Source organism: Citrobacter farmeri, assembly GCF_019048065.1.
In the GTDB taxonomy this organism is placed as follows: Bacteria; Pseudomonadota; Gammaproteobacteria; order Enterobacterales; family Enterobacteriaceae; genus Citrobacter_A; species Citrobacter_A farmeri.
In genome coordinates this window covers 3,264,161-3,283,028 of sequence record NZ_CP077291.1, presented here as the reverse complement: position 1 = coordinate 3,283,028, position 18,868 = coordinate 3,264,161, and the positions used below count along the sequence as shown (strand labels likewise).

At 53.3% G+C, this 18,868-nt stretch carries 20 protein-coding genes; 4 read left to right on the top strand and 16 right to left on the bottom strand.

The features are described from left to right. The first annotated feature begins 129 nt into the window (after positions 1–129). Positions 130–339 (top strand): transcription antiterminator/RNA stability regulator CspE, encoded by a 210-nt coding sequence (gene cspE / locus I6L53_RS15510; RefSeq protein ID WP_000034826.1) that lies wholly within the window; start codon positions 130–132, stop codon positions 337–339. Between the two features lie 53 nt (positions 340–392). Here cspE and crcB read toward each other — a convergent pair whose 3' ends face one another. Beyond that, positions 393–776 (bottom strand): fluoride efflux transporter CrcB, encoded by a 384-nt coding sequence (gene crcB / locus I6L53_RS15505; protein WP_042320713.1) that lies wholly within the window; start codon positions 774–776, stop codon positions 393–395. 91 nt (positions 777–867) lie between these two features. Here crcB and I6L53_RS15500 point away from each other — a divergent pair, with 91 nt between their 5' ends. Together I6L53_RS15500 and tatE are read left to right on the top strand one after the other, a co-directional pair. Continuing rightward, complete coding sequence (locus I6L53_RS15500; protein WP_042320711.1) at positions 868–1,656, top strand: deaminated glutathione amidase; 789 nt, start codon at positions 868–870, stop codon at positions 1,654–1,656. 129 nt (positions 1,657–1,785) lie between these two features. Beyond that, the gene (tatE, locus tag I6L53_RS15495) at positions 1,786–1,989 is read left to right on the top strand and encodes a twin-arginine translocase subunit TatE (protein WP_042320708.1); all 204 of its coding nucleotides are present in this window, start codon (positions 1,786–1,788) and stop codon (positions 1,987–1,989) included. Positions 1,990–2,086: 97 nt separating this feature from the next. On the opposite strand, the gene lipA is transcribed toward tatE, so the two are convergent. From lipA to I6L53_RS15440, 11 genes are all read right to left on the bottom strand, one after another. After that, positions 2,087–3,052 carry a lipoyl synthase gene (lipA, locus tag I6L53_RS15490; RefSeq protein WP_042320707.1) on the bottom strand — a complete coding sequence of 322 codons (966 nt, stop codon included), beginning with the start codon at positions 3,050–3,052 and terminating at the stop codon, positions 2,087–2,089. Between the two features lie 208 nt (positions 3,053–3,260). Continuing rightward, positions 3,261–4,214 (bottom strand): YbeF family transcriptional regulator, encoded by a 954-nt coding sequence (locus tag I6L53_RS15485; RefSeq protein ID WP_042320706.1) that lies wholly within the window; start codon positions 4,212–4,214, stop codon positions 3,261–3,263. A 298-nt stretch (positions 4,215–4,512) separates the two neighbouring features. Continuing rightward, entirely contained in the window at positions 4,513–5,154 is a 642-nt protein-coding gene (gene lipB, locus I6L53_RS15480; RefSeq protein WP_042320705.1) for a lipoyl(octanoyl) transferase LipB, read from the bottom strand. Positions 5,155–5,256: 102 nt separating this feature from the next. Beyond that, positions 5,257–5,520, bottom strand: a complete 264-nt coding sequence (gene ybeD / locus I6L53_RS15475) for a DUF493 family protein YbeD (protein WP_042320704.1) — start codon at positions 5,518–5,520, stop codon at positions 5,257–5,259. 107 nt (positions 5,521–5,627) lie between these two features. Beyond that, the gene (dacA, locus tag I6L53_RS15470) at positions 5,628–6,839 is read right to left on the bottom strand and encodes a D-alanyl-D-alanine carboxypeptidase DacA (RefSeq protein WP_042320703.1); all 1,212 of its coding nucleotides are present in this window, start codon (positions 6,837–6,839) and stop codon (positions 5,628–5,630) included. 148 nt (positions 6,840–6,987) lie between these two features. Further along, positions 6,988–8,097: an endolytic peptidoglycan transglycosylase RlpA gene (rlpA, locus tag I6L53_RS15465; RefSeq protein ID WP_042320702.1), complete on the bottom strand. Its 1,110-nt coding sequence runs from the start codon at positions 8,095–8,097 to the stop codon at positions 6,988–6,990. 10 nt (positions 8,098–8,107) lie between these two features. After that, positions 8,108–9,220, bottom strand: a complete 1,113-nt coding sequence (mrdB, locus tag I6L53_RS15460; RefSeq protein ID WP_042320701.1) for a peptidoglycan glycosyltransferase MrdB — start codon at positions 9,218–9,220, stop codon at positions 8,108–8,110. A gap of 2 nt (positions 9,221–9,222) precedes the next feature. Next, a complete protein-coding gene (mrdA, locus tag I6L53_RS15455; RefSeq protein WP_042320700.1) occupies positions 9,223–11,124 on the bottom strand; it encodes a peptidoglycan DD-transpeptidase MrdA in 1,902 nt (633 codons plus the stop codon). A gap of 29 nt (positions 11,125–11,153) precedes the next feature. Continuing rightward, a complete protein-coding gene (gene rlmH / locus I6L53_RS15450) occupies positions 11,154–11,621 on the bottom strand; it encodes a 23S rRNA (pseudouridine(1915)-N(3))-methyltransferase RlmH (RefSeq protein WP_003022725.1) in 468 nt (155 codons plus the stop codon). 3 nt (positions 11,622–11,624) lie between these two features. Continuing rightward, entirely contained in the window at positions 11,625–11,942 is a 318-nt protein-coding gene (gene rsfS / locus I6L53_RS15445; protein ID WP_012904988.1) for a ribosome silencing factor, read from the bottom strand. A 258-nt stretch (positions 11,943–12,200) separates the two neighbouring features. Beyond that, complete coding sequence (locus I6L53_RS15440; protein ID WP_042320934.1) at positions 12,201–12,812, bottom strand: adenosylcobalamin/alpha-ribazole phosphatase; 612 nt, start codon at positions 12,810–12,812, stop codon at positions 12,201–12,203. A 97-nt stretch (positions 12,813–12,909) separates the two neighbouring features. On the opposite strand from I6L53_RS15440, the gene cobD reads away from it, so the two are divergent. Continuing rightward, positions 12,910–13,995, top strand: a complete 1,086-nt coding sequence (cobD, locus tag I6L53_RS15435) for a threonine-phosphate decarboxylase CobD (RefSeq protein WP_042320699.1) — start codon at positions 12,910–12,912, stop codon at positions 13,993–13,995. Here the strand turns inward: cobD and nadD are convergent. Genes nadD through leuS form a run of 4 tightly spaced genes read right to left on the bottom strand, consistent with a single transcriptional unit; the run spans position 13,970 to position 18,831 of the window. After that, positions 13,970–14,611, bottom strand: coding sequence for a nicotinate-nucleotide adenylyltransferase (gene nadD, locus I6L53_RS15430; RefSeq protein ID WP_084196602.1), 642 nt, complete (start codon positions 14,609–14,611; stop codon positions 13,970–13,972). The two genes, cobD and nadD, sit on opposite strands and share 26 nt — an antisense overlap. 1 nt (position 14,612) lies before the next feature. Further along, a complete protein-coding gene (holA, locus tag I6L53_RS15425; protein ID WP_042320697.1) occupies positions 14,613–15,644 on the bottom strand; it encodes a DNA polymerase III subunit delta in 1,032 nt (343 codons plus the stop codon). After that, positions 15,644–16,234, bottom strand: a complete 591-nt coding sequence (gene lptE / locus I6L53_RS15420; RefSeq protein WP_042320696.1) for an LPS assembly lipoprotein LptE — start codon at positions 16,232–16,234, stop codon at positions 15,644–15,646. The genes holA and lptE overlap by 1 nt, the downstream gene beginning before the upstream one ends. A 14-nt stretch (positions 16,235–16,248) precedes the next feature. Next, entirely contained in the window at positions 16,249–18,831 is a 2,583-nt protein-coding gene (gene leuS, locus I6L53_RS15415; protein WP_042320695.1) for a leucine--tRNA ligase, read from the bottom strand. Positions 18,832–18,868 lie beyond the last annotated feature (37 nt).

Here is an 18,868-nt window from a genome sequence, read left to right as displayed (position 1 = left end):
GCTTATGCCAAAAAATAACGCGACTTTTATCACTTTTTGCCAAAGTTCGACTGGACAAAGTGAACCACAATTGGTGTACTGATACCCGACACAGCATTTGTGTCTATTTTTCATGTAAAGGTAATTTTGATGTCTAAGATTAAAGGTAACGTTAAGTGGTTTAATGAGTCCAAAGGATTCGGTTTCATTACTCCGGAAGATGGCAGCAAAGACGTGTTCGTACACTTCTCTGCAATCCAGACCAATGGTTTTAAAACTCTGGCTGAAGGTCAGCGTGTAGAGTTCGAAATCACTAACGGTGCCAAAGGCCCTTCTGCTGCAAACGTAACTGCTCTGTAAGCTTACGTCAGCAAGATTTCAAAACCCGCTTATTAGCGGGTTTTTTTTGGTCTCTAGTGCGCACTGGAAGCGGAAAACAACCAGAACGCCAGCGCCGTCATCGCAAACGATCCCAACAGGTTGACCAACACATTCAGCATCGCCCAGCCCAGTCGTCCATCCTGAAGCAGAAATACCACTTCCGCCGAAAAGGTAGAGAAGGTTGTCAGACCGCCACAAAAGCCGGTTGTGATCAGCACTTTCCACATGGGGTCGATGTTGGTCATGCGGCTAAACCACGCCAGACCCATACCAATGATGAACGCGCCAAGTAAGTTTGCGGTCAGGGTTCCCATCGGAATCGCCTGATGCATAGGGTTAAACCGCATACTGAGCATCCATCTCGCTACACTTCCTGTGCCACCGCCAATAAAAACCGCTAAAAGAAGTTGTAACACTGCATAATCCTGCTATTTGGTTGGTATATAAGATAAGTGTAACGCTGAATAATCATTGTTGGCGAGTCTGATAAACCTGACCGGAGGAGTTATGTTAGTTGCTGCTGGGCAATTTGCCGTCAGTCCTGTGTGGGAAAAGAACGCAGATACCTGTGTCTCGCTCATGTCGCAGGCGGCGGAAAACGGCGCGTCGCTGCTGGTTTTGCCAGAGGCATTGCTGGCGCGAGACGATTCGGATCCCGATTTGTCAGTGAAATCCGCCCAGCATTTAGAGGGGGATTTTCTGAAACGACTGCGCCAGGAAAGCGCCTCGAACAGGATGACCACCATTCTCACTCTTCATGTCCCGTCGCGACCCGGTCGTGCGGTAAACACGCTGGTGGCACTGCGCGGTGGGAAAGTCGTAGCAAGCTACGCCAAGCTACATCTTTATGATGCGTTCTCCATTCAGGAGTCCCGTAATGTTGATGCTGGCAACGCCATCGCGCCACTACTGGACGTTGAGGGGCTCAGAGTCGGTTTGATGACCTGCTACGACCTGCGCTTTCCCGAATTATCGATGGCGCTTGCGTTGCAGGGCGCGGAAGTACTGGTTCTGCCGGCAGCCTGGGTCAAAGGGGCGCTGAAGGAACACCACTGGTCAACACTGCTGGCTGCCCGCGCGCTCGATACCACCTGCTATATGATTGCCGCAGGGGAGTGCGGTAACAAAAACATCGGGCAGAGTCGCATTATCGATCCCTTTGGCGTGACGATCGCGGCTGCGGCAGACGTCCCGACGCTTGTAATGGCGGAGATCTCCGCAGAGCGGATTCGTCAGGTGCGGGCGCAATTACCGGTATTACGTAACCGCAGATTTGTGCCACCGCAATTATCATGACGTTTTTTTAAACACTGCTTGATTCACCTTGTTACAGATTGCTATTGTGTGCGCGCGTCAAATGACCGTTAATATTCTCAGGTTACTCAGGGCGCGTTACGCCGCCTGTTTTACGTTAAGAAGGTATCTATGGGTGAGATTAGTATTACCAAACTGCTGGTGGTGGCTGCACTGGTCGTTCTGCTGTTTGGTACCAAGAAGTTACGTACGCTGGGTGGAGACCTGGGCACGGCGATTAAGGGTTTCAAAAAAGCGATGAATGATGAAGATGCGGGCGCGAAAAAAGACGCGGACAGCAGCATTCAGGCTGAGAAACTCTCTCATAAAGAGTAATACCCGGAGCTAAAAGCTCATCCGTTTTACTCTGACGATAAAAAACCCGCGATCATGCGGGTTTTCTATGGGTGAAATGTAAGTATTTATTTCAGGATTACTTCACTTCCATTCCTTTCGCCTGCAGGTCGGCATGGTAAGACGAACGGACGAACGGCCCGCAGGCAGCATGGGTGAAGCCCATCGCCATCGCTTCCGCTTTCATCTCTTCGAATTCGTCCGGGCTGACATAGCGTTGAACCGGCAGGTGGTGACGACTCGGCTGCAGATACTGGCCCAGCGTCAACATGGTCACACCGTGGCGACGTAAATCACGCATGACTTCGATGATTTCCGCATTCGTCTCGCCAAGACCGACCATCAGACCGGATTTGGTCGGGATCTCCGGATGCGCTTCTTTAAAGCGTTCCAGTAATTTGAGTGACCAGTTGTAGTCTGCGCCCGGGCGAACCTGGCGATAAATGCGTGGTACGTTCTCAAGGTTATGGTTGAAAACGTCCGGCGGAGTGGCGGTCAGAATCTCCAGGGCGCGATCCATACGACCACGGAAGTCAGGTACCAGCGTTTCAATCTTAATCGTTGGGCTTTTCTCACGAATAGCGGTAATACAATCGGCAAAGTGCTGAGCGCCACCGTCACGTAGATCATCGCGGTCAACTGAGGTGATCACCACATAGCGCAGGGCCATATCGGCAATCGTTTGTGCCAGCTTAACCGGTTCGTTTGCGTCCGGTGCCACGGGGCGGCCATGGGCCACATCGCAGAACGGGCAACGACGGGTACAAATGGCGCCGAGGATCATAAATGTGGCAGTACCGTGGTTGAAACACTCCGCCAGGTTTGGGCAAGAGGCTTCTTCACAAACAGAATGCAGGCCATTCTTACGCATTGCCGCTTTGATGCCCTGGATACGAGTGGAGTCCGCTGGAAGCTTAATTTTCATCCATTCCGGCTTGCGCAGCAGGGCTTCGCGCTCTGTAGCCACATTTTTAACCGGGATAAGGGCCATCTTATCGGCATCGCGGTATTTAACACCGCGTTCCATCACAATGGGTTTACTCATAGCGTGCGTGTTCCAGTTGCGAATAACGAGGGAAAGCGTTTCAATTCAAGGTAATGTTGTATTTATCAACTATTTTTGAATTAACTACACGCAGTATACCATTGAAACAGGTCTTAAAGCAGCCCGAGTGAGCGGCAAAATGTAAAATAGTTGTTGTTTTGTGCCATTTCCCCAGCATCAGTTTTGACCAGGTCGCAACATTTCTTTTTCAGAAGGCGTCGCGGATCGCCGTGATGACGTTCTCCAGCACGGGATCGCGTAAACTCAGCTTATTGTAATGCAGTGAAAAGTCGATTTTTTCATGATTCAGGGAAGGGTGAGGGATCCGCTGAAGCGGCCAGCAGTGGTTGAACAGCGTGAAAAAGCGAGAGGGCATAATACCCACCAGGTCGCTGTGTGCAATGAGCGACGCCAGCGTGAAAATGTTGTAACTGCTAAAGCTGATTTGCCGGTCGGGAAACAGCTCCTGGATACGCTGGCGCAGGAGTGTGAAACTTTGCCCTTCGATCATCAACAGAGTGTGTTCTGCGCCGTTGAGAGCCTCAGGGGTCAGGAAGGACGTCAGGAAAGGATGATTCTGACGACAGACCAGTTCGATTTTGTCAGAAAACAGAACATGATTCTCTACTGCGCGGTTGCTGTAGATGTGGTTATCAATAATCAAATCGCTCTGAAACTGGCTGAGTTGCGTCTCGGCGTCATGAACGGGGATGTTACGCAGGTGCAACTGTGGATGGCGTGTTTTGATAGCGTGATAAATGGTCGGCATCACCAGTGCGCCGATAGATGGTGTGGTCCCGATAGTAATCGTTCGTTGCTTATCGTAGCTGCCGGTGAGGTCCAACGCGCCGAGAATCGACTCCAGCCCCTGGCTAATATACTCGTGCAGATGGGTGGCATAGGTGGTGGGTGTGACACCCTGACCTTTTCGTATAAACAGCGGGTCGGGAAATATTGTGCGTAATTTTTGAATGGACTGGCTGATCGCTGAGGGAGTCAGATTGAGAATTTTCGCGGCATTGACGATGCCCTTATGAACATAAACGGCTTCGAAAATAGTCAATAGGTTCAGGTCGATATTTCTTAGCGTTCTGAATACTTGCTGCTTATCTTCGGGGCGATGTTCGTAGAAATGTTCTTTTGGCTTACTATTCTCACTCACGTTCTAACTCCAATTTAATTCACATTATAAATAATAGTGGTGCTTTGTATTTTTTGTATGAATGTATTATTCACCACTATTGTTCATCTCGCGGTATCGATGACCATTTTTATGGCAATTGATTGAAGGTTTAACGTTTGTATAAGGAAAAATCCTACGTCGTTTTTATGACGGGGTAAAGTCGTTAAAAATTCAAGCTAAGATAAACAGAAAATATAGAAACCAGGAGGTATTGTAAAGCATTTGAGTCGGAAGGCGGTAATGGCCCACAGATTTTTGGGCCATTGCATTCAATAAGTTAAGCAGTGATATATTCGTAATGGGGATTATTTAGCAGGGCTAAAATATTGGCTAATAATCGTGGTCGGATATTATCCGTTGTGGCCTCGTTATCCCATTGAGATATTTTAGCCATTTCCATACCTGCATAACCACAGGGATTAATTCGCAAGAAAGGTGAAAGATCCATATTAACGTTTAATGCCAGTCCATGGAATGAGCAACCGCGACGAATACGCAAACCGAGGGAGCATATTTTCTTTTCGCCGACATAAACGCCAGGGGCATCCGCACGCGGATGGGCGTCAATATCCAGTTCAGCCAGGGTATTCACAACGGTTTGTTCCAACAGTGTGACCAGTTCCCGCACGCCCAGCTTACGCCGTTTCAGGTTCAACAAAACATACATGACCTGCTGGCCCGGTCCATGGTAAGTCACCTGGCCGCCGCGATCGCTTTGAATGACCGGGATATCTCCGGGCATTAAAACATGTTCCGCTTTCCCAGCCTGACCCTGAGTGAAAACAGGGTAGTGCTCGACCAGCCAGATTTCATCGGCAGTGTGCTCATCGCGGGTGTTGGTAAAGTCGTGCATGGCCTGGGAGACGGGTTCGTAGGGTTGAAGACCGAGCTGGCGGACCAGTATTTTATCCTGAGACAAAACAGCATCTCCGTAGAGAAGTAACCAAAGGAGGAGAAAAGTATATCACAGCAAAGAGGTGGTGAGGTGGGCACCCGAACAAGGTCGGGGCCCGAGCCTGGATTACAGAACCATACGGACGATTTCGATGTTACCGAGCTCTTCGTACAGTGTTTCAACCTGCTCAATATGGGTCGCGTTGATGGTAATCGAAACCGAGTGGTAATTGCCTTTGCTGCTGGGTTTTACCGTCGGGGAGTAATCACCTGGCGCATGGCGCTGTACCACTTCAACCACCTGTTCAACCAGCTCAGGTAACGCCTGCCCCATAACTTTGTAAGTAAAAGGAGTAGGGAATTCAAGCAGTTCGTTAAGTTTGGTTTTCATGTCAGCTCCGGCGTAACGTAAATAAATAACAACTCCCGCCAGAGGGCGGGAGTTTTACTGATGCTTAGTATATGGGGATGGAAATCACACTTTCAAGTGTTCGATTTTTAACCAAACCAGTGATGGAACATTAACTTAATGTAATCAATGATTTTGCTGAAGAAGTTCCCTTCGGGAATTTCCTGCAGAACGACCAGAGGACGCTGCTCAATGGTTTTACCGTCAAGCTGGAAGTTGATGGTTCCGACCACCTGATTTTTCTGTAACGGGGCATGCAGCTCCGTGCTGTTCAGCACATAGCTGGCCTTCAGGTCTTTCATACGACCACGTGGAATGGTCAGATACACATCTTTATCGACCCCTAAAGAGGCGCGATCGGTATCACCAAACCAGGACGGTTCAGACGCGAACTCTTTACCTGCTTTCAGCGGATTAACCGTTTCGAAGAAACGGAAGCCCCAGGTCAGCAGTTTCTTGCTTTCCGTTTCACGGCCTTTATAGGTGCGACCGCCCATGACCGCTGAGATCAGACGCATCTGACCTTCGGTCGCCGATGCCACGAGGTTGTACCCAGCTTTGTCGGTATGACCCGTCTTGATACCATCCACCTTCAGGCTGTTGTCCCACAGCAGACCGTTACGGTTCATCTGACGGATGCCGTTAAAGGTGAACTCTTTTTCTTTGTAGACGGAGTACTCGTTAGGAACGTCGCGGATCAGCGCCTGACCAATCAGCGCCATATCACGGGCAGAGCTGTACTGACCGTCGGCATCCAGACCGTGAACCGTCTGGAAGTGAGTGTTTTTCAGACCCAGGGCGTTCACGTAACTGTTCATCAGCCCAACAAACGCATCCTGGCTGCCGGCAGCAAAGTCCGCCATCGCAACGCAGGCATCGTTACCGGACTGCAGGTTAATCCCGCGAATCAATTGTGACACCGGAACCTGCATGCCTGGCTTCAGGAACATTAGCGATGAGCCTTTAAAGACAGGATTCCCCGTGGCCCAGGCGTCATTCCCGATAGTGACCAAATCCGTTTCTTTAAATTTACCCGCTTTCATTGCCTGGCCAATAACGTAACTGGTCATCATTTTGGTCAGACTGGCTGGGTCACGACGCGTATCGGCATTTTGTTCTGCCAGTACCTTACCGGAGTTATAGTCAATGAGGATATAGGACTCCGCGTCGATCTGCGGAACACCCGGGATCATGGTTTTGATATTCAGGTCATCGGCATGCGCGCCTGAAATAGCGGCTGTACAAAGAGCCGTGGTGAGCGCCATGCGCTGCAAGAAACGAGCGGAAAAAGTGGTCTTCATGGTCTGAACTACGACGTCCGTGATGGAATTAAAAAAAGTGCCCTACTATAGCAAATGCAATACCGGCAGGCATCTGACTTTCCGCACGACTTTGTTAACGTAGTTAACGTCATTTACAGAAACTGACACTTCAGATGCCCTTGTTACGTTACTGCGCGCCGGTAATGAAGGACTGTAATTGGGCTTCAGATTGTAAGCGCTGCTGTAACGCACTGGCTTGCGCTTTGCTGGCGAACGGCCCGAGCTGAATACGCCACACGGCGCCGTTCTGCGTGACGCGTCCCGGCACGCCAAACTGCTGGCCTAAGCGCTGTTGATACTGCTGGGCGCGCCCCTGATCGCTCACCGCACCCACCTGGACGACGTAACTGCCGCTGGCGGAAGCGGCGGCAGGCGTGGCGGTAGGGGGAGCTGCCGGCGCACTGACTGGCGCGCTAGCGGGCGTTGCAGCTGCGGGCTGTGGCGCTGGCGTCGGTTCACTGCCTTCCAGTACGCCTGCGGCCAGGGTCGTTGGTGCGCCGAGGAAGCCGCTACTCTGAACGGGTGCGCCGGCGTTGTCTTCACTTTGCAGCGTGGAATTACTGATGGCGCGAACGTCACCCTGTGGCTGCATGGCTTCCGGTGCAGAGGAGGCACTGCCCATACCACCGCTCAGATCCGGACGTGAGGGCAGGGCATAAGTCTGTTTAGCTACCGTGGTACAGGCCATACCTGGCCCGGACAGTGAACCATCCTGCGCGACAATAATCGGATCGATACGCACTTTGGTGTTATTGGAGGTGTTCAGACGGTCGGCAGCAGCACGTGACAGCGAAATCACGCGATCGTTACCATAGGGGCCACGATCGTTAATGCGTACCACGATCATCCGTCCATTGGCGAGGTTGGTAATTCGCGCATAGCTTGGGATCGGTAACGTCGGATGCGCTGCGGTGAGCTGCATCGGATCGAACGCTTCACCTGAAGCGGTCAGGTTACTGCCGGGTTCGGCATCATAGATCGCTGCGAATCCTGCCTGACTAAAGCGCGAGACATCCTGCACAATCTTGTAGCTCTTACCGTCTCGCTGGTAATCCTGATTAGCGGTCGGGTTGAGCGGTTCAAAACGCGGATCGGCCCCGCTGATTTCAACGACGGGTCCATTACATACCGCTGGCTGCGGCGCGACGGTATTCTGTTGCTGACCATCATCACTCGTACATGCCGCGAGCAGCATAATTCCTGCTGCGACGCAGACTCCAGGCAATTGCTTACGCATTGCGCACCCCTTACACGCTTTTCGATAACATTTTTCTGTGGGTGTGGATCGACATGACAATCCCGAACCCGGCCATCAACACGATCAGTGCTGAGCCTCCGTAACTGACCAACGGAAGCGGAACGCCTACAACAGGCAAAATCCCACTCACCATACCAATATTAACGAAGACATAAACGAATAAAATCAACATTAGTCCACCGGCCATCACGCGACCAAAGGTGGTTTGTGCGTGGGCGGCAATCCACAGGCCACGCATAATCAGCAGAATGTAGAGCGCCAGCAGGATCAATATCCCGATCAGACCGAGTTCCTCCGCCAGTACGGCGAAGATAAAGTCGGTATGGCGTTCGGGCAAAAATTCGAGCTGCGACTGGGTGCCGTGCAACCAGCCCTTGCCGCTCAGGCCGCCGGAACCAATCGCAATTTTAGACTGAATGATGTGGTAACCCGCACCCAACGGATCGGTTTCCGGGTCAAGCAGCATCATCACTCGCTGACGCTGATAATCATGCATCAGGAAGAACCACAGGATTGGGATAAATGCGGCAAGCAGCAACGCCGCGACACCAATCAAACGCCAGCTCAGGCCGGAGAGGAACAACACGAACAGTCCGGAAAGGGCGACCAGAATCGACGTTCCGAGATCAGGCTGCGCCGCCACCAGCAGCGTAGGCATAAAAATCAGCACTAACGCGATGGCTGTGTTCTTCAGGGACGGTGGGCAGACGTCGCGGTTAATAAAGCGCGCGACCATTAAAGGAACCGCGATCTTGGCGATTTCAGAAGGCTGAAAACGTACGATGCCGAGATCCAGCCAGCGCTGCGCACCTTTAGAGATCGCTCCGAAGGCATCGACCGCCACCAGCAAAATAATACAGAAAATATAGAGATACGGCGCCCAGCCTTCATAGACGCGGGGCGGGATCTGCGCCATGACCACCATAATCACCAGGCCCATCGCAATCTGACCGACTTTACGCTCCATCATGCCAATATCCTGGCCGCTTGCGCTCCAGATAACCATTGAGCTGTAAACCAGCAGCGCCAGCAAAATCAGTAACATGGTGGGATCGATATGGATTTTATCCCAGAATGTTTTTTTGTTCGGATTATCCGTCATGGTTATTGATCCTCCGCCGCTGCAACCGCCGGGTTTTCCGCTGGCAGATCGGTGTTGTTATCGCCCAACATGATGTGGTCAAGAATCTGACGCATAATGGTACCCACCGCCGGGCCTGCCCCTCCGTTTTCAAGGATGATGGCGACCGCGACCTGCGGGTTGTTGTACGGTGCAAATGCAGTCATCAGTTTATGATCACGCAGGCGCTCGGCAATTTTATGCGCGTTATAGGTTTCGTTGGCTTTCAGACCAAAGACCTGCGCGGTACCGGATTTGGCGGCAATTTTATACGGTGCGCTGGCAAAATATTTGTGCGCTGTTCCGTTACCACGGTTGGCAACGCCAAACATACCGTCTTTCGCCAGTTCCCAGTAACCAGAGTGAATATCGCCAACCGGTGGCTCCTGCGGTTGCACCCAGGGAATTTTCTTGCCGTTTTCCGCCGTACTCATCAGCAGGTGAGGCACCTTCACTACGCCATCGTTAATCAAAATCATCAGTGCTTTACTCATCTGAATCGGCGTTGCCGTCCAGTAGCCCTGACCAATGCCGACCGGGATGGTATCACCCTGATACCAGGGCTTTTTGAAGCGTTTGAGTTTCCACTCGCGGGTAGGCATGTTGCCGGAACGCTCTTCCGCCAGATCGATGCCGGTATAGTGACCGTAACCGAATTTGCCCATCCATTCGGAGAGCCGATCGATCCCCATGTCATAAGCGACCTGATAGAAGAAGGTATCTGCAGATTCTTCCAGCGATTTCGTGATATTCAGATGTCCGTGACCCCATTTCTTCCAGTCGCGGTAGCGTTTTTCTGATCCTGGCAACTGCCACCAGCCAGGGTCAAACAGGCTGGTGTTGCGGGTGATGACGCCCGCGCTTAATGCCGACACGGCGACATACGGTTTCACCGTTGATGCTGGCGGATAAACCCCTTGCGTTGCGCGGTTGACCAGCGGCGTGTTCGGATCGTTAAGCAGACCGGAGTAATCTTTGCTGGAGATGCCATCGACGAACAGGTTCGGGTCATAACTTGGCATCGAGACCAGCGCCAGCACGCCGCCGGTACGTGGGTCGGTGACCACCACTGCGGCACGACTGCCAGCGAGCAGCGTTTCGATATACTGCTGCAGTTTAAGATCCAGCGTCAGGTAGATGTCGTGTCCTGCCTGCGGTGGAACTTCTTTGAGCTGACGGATGACGCGGCCACGGTTGTTGACTTCGACTTCCTCGTAGCCGGTCTGGCCGTGCAGCACATCTTCGTAGTAGCGCTCAATCCCCAGTTTCCCGATATCATGGGTGGCTGCGTAATTAGCCAGCTTGCCATCCTTATCCAGTCGCTCAACGTCTTTATCGTTAATCTTTGACACGTAGCCAATGACGTGGGTGAGCGCGGAACCATACGGGTAGAACCGGCGCTTGTAGCCCTTCACTTCAACGCCGGGGAAGCGGTACTGGTTAACGGCAAAACGCGCAACCTGGACTTCGGTCAGGTTAGTTTTGACGGGAATAGAGGTAAAGCGGTGCGAACGTGCGCGCTCTTTCTTGAATGCCGCAATATCATCATCGGTCAGGTCGACGACGCTGCGCAGGGCATCCAACGTTTGCTGTACGTTATCGACCTTTTCGGGCATCATTTCGATCTGGTAAATGGTGCGGTTCAGGGCAAGCGGAATACCGTTACGATCATAGATAATGCCGCGGCTGGGGGCGATGGGCACCAGCTTGATTCGGTTTTCATTCGAGCGAGTCTGGTAATCGGTAAAACGGACGATCTGTAGATTATACAGGTTGGCGATAAGCACGCCGGTGAGCAGTAAGATACCCAAAAAAGCGACCAGCGCCCGACGCACAAATAGCGCGGACTCAGCCGTATAGTCGCGAAAAGAATTCTGTAATTTCATCCGCTGCTTAGTCTACTCAAGCTCAGTGATCACTCACGGTGATAAGGGTGATTAGTGGTAATGCTCCACGCCCGATACAGGCTCTCTGCCACCAGCACCCGGACAAGCGGATGAGGAAGTGTTAGCGCAGAGAGCGACCAACTTTGTTCTGCCGCCGCTTTACAGGCAGGGGATAATCCCTCCGGCCCGCCGATTAACAGGCTTACATCACGACCGTCCAGTTTCCAGCGTTCCAGTTCGGTTGCCAGTTGCGGCGTGTCCCAGGGCTTACCGGGAATATCCAGGGTGACGATGCGGTTTTTGCCAGCGGCCGCCAGCATCTGTTCACCCTCTTTGTCGAGAATACGCTTGATGTCCGCGTTCTTGCCGCGTTTGCCGGCCGGAATTTCGATCAGCTCAAAAGGCATATCTTTAGGAAAACGCCGTAGGTACTCGGTAAAACCGGTTTGTACCCAGTCGGGCATTTTTGTGCCTACCGCGACAAGTTGAAGCTTCACGCATTAACTCCAGAGTTTTTCCAGCTCATACAGGCGACGGCTCTCTTCCTGCATAACATGGACAATCACTTCACCCAGGTCAACGACGATCCAGTCAGCGACGCTTTCACCTTCCACACCCAACGGCAGCATTCCCGCTGCGCGAGATTCCTGAACGACGTGGTCAGCAATAGACATGACGTGACGGCTGGAAGTACCGGTACAGATGATCATGCAGTCGGTGATACTGGATTTGCCCTGAACGTCTAAGGCGATGATGTCCTGACCTTTAAGGTCATCAATTTTGTCGATAACAAAATCCTGGAGTGCTTTACCCTGCAAGTTTTCCCCCTGGGTGCATGAATGAGTGTTAATAAGCCTGTCAGTATACCTGAACCCACCGTCTTTTCGGGACAAATGTCACCGGGCGGCTTTTGAAAGTGGGCTATCATCCCACCCCATGCAACAGAATGCATCGCCATTTTTGTAAAACAATTTCTGCAAAACGCGGAAGGGCGGGAAAAGTCTGGCAGCGGAGAATAGCAGCCTGTCCGGGGGAGTCAATGGTCGGAGCGTTTCTGGCGATAAAAAACAGACTTTTTACTCGCCGGGCGTCCATATCGCTCTGCTGTTGAGAACCCGAAGCGTGGCAAAATCGCCAGTGAAATCAATGGCGCTCCAGCAGCCTTGCTCAACGCGAAAATGCCACATCGCCGCGGCGGGCATGGCAAGCAACCGGGCGATCAGCAGGCTGAGAACCCCCTGATGGCTGACCATCAGCACATGATCGTGGTGCCGATAGTCGGCAAGGAGTGCTATCGCCTGCTCAACGCGCCGGGCGAAGGCCTGAAACCCTTCTCCATTAGTGGGAACCGCATTTTGCCAGTCGTTGCACCAGGCCGCATAGTTATCGGCATCTTCGTGGGTCAGATCCCGGTGATGGCGCATCTCCCAGTCGCCAAAGAACATCTCATTGAGCTCGGGCTTCACCTGCAGCGGTAGTTCACGCCCCTGAAGCACTAAACGAGCCGTGTGCTGCGCGCGCTCCAGCTCGCTACACAGCACCTGTTCAAAGGGAACCTGGCTGAGCAGCGTATTCAGCGTTTGCGCCTGTTTCACGCCGCGCCCGGTCAACGGCGTGGGGGCATGACCGCTGTACAATCCCGCCACATTGGCCTCGGTTTCACCATGACGAACTAACCAGAGTCGCATTTTCCCCTCGTGATACGTATTCGCGCAAAACATGATATTCGCCCTGAATGCGCGCGCTATTTTCTCTAAAATAGCCTCTTTTGCCAGGAGCGGCACAATGTCTCTATTCAAAAGCGCCCACGGCGGTAACACCCGTGAGGCTGCCGAACTGCTTGGGATCTTGCCCGAGCAGTTGCTGGATTTTAGCGCGAATATTAATCCGCTGGGTATGCCTGAAACGGTAAAACGCGCCATCGTCGACAATTTGCACCTTGCCGAGCGTTATCCAGATGTCGATTACCGCCATTTGCACCAGGCGCTGGCCCGACATCATCAGGTGCCCGCCAGTTGGATCCTCGCCGGTAACGGTGAGACCGAGTCGATCTTTACCCTGGTGAACGGTTTGAAACCGCGGCGGGCGATGATCGTCGCGCCGGGATTTGCCGAATACCGCCGCGCGTTGCAGTGGAGCGAATGCGTCATTGATACGTTCATGCTGCGTGAAGAGGATGGCTGGCAACTGACCGGGGCGATTCTCGATGCGTTAACGGCAGAACTGGACTGTCTGTTTTTGTGTACGCCTAACAATCCCACCGGATTATTGCCGGAGCGGGCGTTACTCGAGGCGATTGCCAGGCGCTGTCAGGCGCTGAATATTGCGCTGATTCTTGATGAAGCATTTATCGATTTTATCGCTGACGAAGCGGGATTTATACCGCTGTTAAAGGATAACCCGCATATCTGGGTTCTGCGTTCGCTGACAAAATTCTATGCTATCCCCGGACTGCGATTGGGGTATCTCATCAACAGCGATGAGCAGGCGGTCGCGACGATGAGGGCGCGGCAAATGCCGTGGTCGATCAACGCTTTTGCCGCGCTGGCTGGGGAACAGGTTCTGGAGGATACCGCCTATCAACAGGCGACATGGCAGTGGCTGCGGGAAGAGGGCGGACGCTTTTATCAGCAGTTGCGTGCGCTGCCGGGACTGACGGTGTATCCCGGCCAGGCGAATTATCTCCTGTTGCGCTGCGAAACCGATCTCCAGCGTGCGTTGCTGGCGCAGCATATTCTGATCCGCAGTTGCGCCAATTACCCAGGACTTGATGGACGTTATTTCCGTGTGGCAATACGCAGTCAGGAAGAGAACGACCGCCTGCTGGCGGCGTTAAGCGCGGTGCTTAGCGATATAGTCCGTGCTGATTGATATAGTCAAGCACTGCGCGCGGCATCAGGTCATCACATGACTCGCCGTTTTCCAGTCGTTCGCGGATGATCGTGGCGGAAATATTGAACCACGGCGTCTCGGCGAGATAAATTTTCCCGGCCGGTAGCTGGTGCAGATCGTCTGGCGTATTTGTCAGGTGCTGATCCAGCCAATGCTGATGCTGTTCCTGCGCCATTTCGAGCGGGTAGCCGGGACGGCGGCAGACAATCAGATGGGTATTGTCGAGAATTGTTTCGTAGTCATGCCAGGTCGGGAAGGTCAGCAACGAGTCCTGGCCAATGATAAACGCCAGCGGGACATCCGGGCCTTGTTCTTCACGCCAGGCTTTCAGCGTTTGCGCCGTATAGGAGGGGGTGTCGTGCTGCAGTTCGCGCTCATCGAGGATAAACAGCGGCTTGTCGGCAATCGCCAGCTCAAGCATGGTTTTTCGCTGTGCACTGGTCGCCTCCGGCTGCGGGCGATGAGGGGGAACATTATTGGGCATCACGATGACCCGCGACAGACCAATCAGATTGGCCAGCGTTTCCACGGGCTTGAGGTGACCATAGTGCACCGGATCAAAGGTGCCGCCAAAGAGAGCCTGTAATGATTTCATATCAGCCATCAATAAAAACTTCAGCCAGCGCTTTGTGGCAAATCAGCAGTGAGAGCCCTTCAAGCTCTGCCCACACCGACTGGCCATAGTCCTGCTTCAGCGTTAATTCCGTACGTGTCAGTAATTGCACCGCCTGACGTAGCTGTGCCGGGCTAAGCCGATTCAGCGCGTCACCAATCATGCCACGGCGGTTTTGCCAGACGCGGTGCTTATCAAAGAGCGTGCGCAGCGGGGTGTGAGCCGACTGGCGTTTCAACGTGACCAGCAGTAGCAGTTCACGTTGCAGGGTGCGCAGCAAAATAACCGGTTCGCTGCCTTCCAGACGTAACTGCTGAAGAATGTGCAGGGCGCGCTTACTTTTGCCCATAACCAGCGCATCCACCCAATGGAAAGGGGTGAAGTGGGCGGCATCGTTAACGGCCTGCTCGACACGGGGCAGGGTGAGCTTACCGTCGGGCCACAATAAGGATAACCGTTCCAGTGCTTGCGCCAGTGCCAGCAGGTTACCTTCATAGCAATAGCACAATAGTTGATTCGCCGCGTCGTCCAGTTGCAAATTATTTTGCTTTGCGCGGGCTGCTACCCACCGGGGAAGCTGTGCCTGTTCCGGCGTCTGACAACTGACCTGTACGCTTCGCTCGGCCAGCGCGCCAAACCAAGCGGCATTTTCCTGCGCCTTGCTGAGCTTGTTTCCGCGTACGATCAGCAGCAGATCGTCATGCATCAGCTGAACCAGCGTAACCAGTTGTTCATTAATGGCGGCATTCGGGCCATTTTCGGGTAGCAGCAACAGCAGCGTCTGACGACTGGCAAACAGGCTCATTGCCTGACATTGCGAGAACAATGCATTCCAGTCGGTATTGTTGTCGAGCGTAAAAGTATGGTGTTCGTCGAATCCTTGAGTTGCTGCAACCTGGCGGATGGCGTCCTGGCTTTCCTGCAACAGCAGCGGATCGTTTCCGAGTAACAGATACGCCGCGCGCAACCCTTCAGAGAGTTGCGCGCGGAGTTGTTCAGGGTACAACCGAATCATCAGTTACCCAGCGTGCTGGAGACACGCGTTGAAGAGGAAGCGGGAGCCGCTTCTTTATCATCAACGGCAACCTCTTCTTGCGATGAGAGACGATCCGCAGCATGGACGCTCGGCAGCTTACGAATCAGCTGTTCCGCCGCTTTGTCGTACATCTCTTTGATGATCATTTCCTGTTCGTTATCTTTCGCCAGTGCCATCTGCGGGTTGTCGAAGAACGAACGGAATATCCGGACGCTGAGAGGATAAATATCGTGACCCGGAATCAATACTGACGCATTGACCGTCATAATCATCTGATATTCCGCTGTCTGACCATTCTGGAAGACAGACGCGGTATCTTGTGAAATACTGACCCGACCCAAACGCAGAGACGGCACGTCTTTACGCAGTGTGCTCTTATCCAGTAGCTCAATGTCATTCAGACGCAGTTGGTTACGCACCGCACGGCTTAACGGACCATTCGGATCCCCCGTGTCCAGAATCATGGTTTTCATGGTGTCCGGAACCTGCGTGGTATTGCGCAGGTGCCAGCCACACCCGGCGGTGGTTAACACCGCCAGAGATAACAACAATGTTGCCAGATATCGCACGCTTCCTCCCGCGCTTAGCCAACGACCAGATTGAGGAGTTTACCCGGCACGTAAATCACTTTACGCACGGTAACGCCATCAAGATATTTTGCGACCAGATGTTCCTGGCCCGCACGTTCGCGAACCTGTTCTTCTGTCGCATTCACCGGAACGGTGATTTTACCACGCACCTTGCCGTTAACCTGCACCACTACCAGCGTGGAGTCTTCGACCATTGCGGCGTCGTCCGCGACCGGCCACGGCGCGTTGTCGATGTCGCCTTCGCCTTTCAGCGCCTGCCACAGCGTAAAGCAGACGTGTGGGGTGAACGGGTTAAGCATCCGCACCACCGCTAACAGGGCTTCCTGCATCAGCGCGCGATCCTGCTCGTTATCCTGCGGAGCTTTCGCCAGCTTATTCATCAGCTCCATCACGGCGGCAATTGCGGTGTTGAAGGTCTGACGACGTCCGATATCATCGGTCACTTTGGCGATGGTTTTGTGTACATCGCGACGCAGCGCTTTCTGATCTTCCGTCAGCGCGTCAACGTTCAGCGGCGCAACATCGCCACGGGAAGTGTGTTCGTACACCAGTTTCCAGACACGTTTCAGGAAGCGGTTAGCGCCTTCCACGCCGGACTCCTGCCATTCCAGCGTCATATCAGCCGGAGAGGCGAACATCATAAACAGACGCACGGTGTCCGCGCCGTAACGCTCAACCATTACCTGCGGGTCGATACCGTTGTTTTTCGACTTGGACATTTTGCTCATGCCGGTATACACCAGTTCATGGCCTGCCGCGTCTTTCGCCTTCACGATACGACCTTTCTCGTCGCGCTCAACGATCGCATCCACCGGGGAAACCCAGTTACGCTCGCCGTTTTCGCCGACATAGTAGAACGCATCCGCCAGTACCATCCCCTGACACAGCAATTGTTTTGCCGGTTCGTCAGAGTTCACCATGCCAGCATCGCGCATCAGTTTGTGGAAGAAGCGGAAGTAGAGCAGGTGCATGATGGCGTGTTCGATACCGCCAATGTAAATATCAACCGGCAGCCAGTAGTTAGCTGCTTTGGAATCCAGCATCCCTTCCTGATATTGCGGGCAGGTGTAGCGCGCATAATACCAGGATGACTCCATAAAGGTGTCGAAGGTGTCGGTTTCACGCAGCGCCGGCTGACCGTTAACGGTGGTTTTCGCCCACTCAGGATCGGCTTTGATCGGGCTGGTAATGCCGTCCATCACGACATCTTCCGGCAGGATCACCGGCAGTTGATCTTCCGGCGTCGGCAGCACGGTGCCGTCTTCCAGCGTAACCATCGGGATCGGTGCCCCCCAGTAACGCTGACGAGAAACGCCCCAGTCGCGCAGACGGTAGTTGATTTTACGCTCGCCCACACCTTTGGCAGCCAGCTTGTCGGCAATGGCGTTAAAGGCCGCTTCGAAGGCCAGACCGTCAAATTCACCGGAGTTAAACAGGACGCCTTTATCGGTCATCGCCTGTTCGGACAGGTCCGGCTCAGAACCATCGGCTGCCAGGATGACCGGTTTAATGGTTAAGCCGTATTTGGTCGCAAATTCGTAGTCGCGCTGATCGTGACCCGGTACGGCCATAACCGCGCCAGTGCCATATTCCATCAGCACAAAGTTAGCCGCCCAGACCGGGATCGCTTCGCCGGTCAGCGGATGAATTGCTTTAAAGCCGGTGTCGACGCCTTTTTTCTCCATGGTCGCCATGTCGGCTTCGGCCACTTTGGTATTGCGGCATTCGTCGATAAAGGCCGCCAGTTCAGGATTGCTCTCTGCCGCTTTCTGGGCCAGCGGATGGCCTGCGGCAACCGCCAGGTAGGTGGCACCCATAAAGGTGTCCGGGCGGGTTGTGTAGACGGTCAGCGTGTTGTCATAACCGTTCACGTTGAAGGTGATTTCCACGCCTTCAGAGCGGCCAATCCAGTTGCGCTGCATCGTTTTCACGGTGTCAGGCCAGTGGTCCAGTTTATCCAGATCGTTCAGCAGTTCGTCGGCGTAAGCAGTGATTTTAATAAACCATTGTGGGATCTCTTTACGCTCAACTTTGGTGTCGCAACGCCAGCAGCAGCCGTCGATAACCTGCTCGTTCGCCAGTACGGTCTGATCGTTCGGGCACCAGTTGACCGCAGAGGTCTTCTTATAGACCAGACCTTTTTTGTACAGTTCGGTGAAGAATTTCTGTTCCCAGCGATAGTATTCCGGGGTGCAGGTCGCCAGTTCACGGCTCCAGTCATAGCCAAAGCCCAGCATTTTGAGCTGGTTCTTCATGTAGGCGATGTTGTCGTAGGTCCACGGTGCCGGCGCCGTGTTATTTTTCACCGCCGCGCCTTCTGCTGGCAGACCGAAGGCGTCCCAGCCGATAGGCTGCAGCACGTTTTTGCCCAGCATGCGCTGATAACGGGCGATCACGTCACCGATGGTGTAGTTACGTACGTGGCCCATGTGTAGTCGACCAGAAGGATAGGGAAGCATAGACAGGCAGTAATACTTCTCTTTGCTCTCGTCTTCGGTAACTTCAAATGTGCGCTTCTCATCCCAGTGAAGCTGTACTTTGGATTCTATCTCTTCCGGGCGGTATTGCTCTTGCATGGCAGCCAGTGGTCCTGTTTTCAATACAGCTACAAAC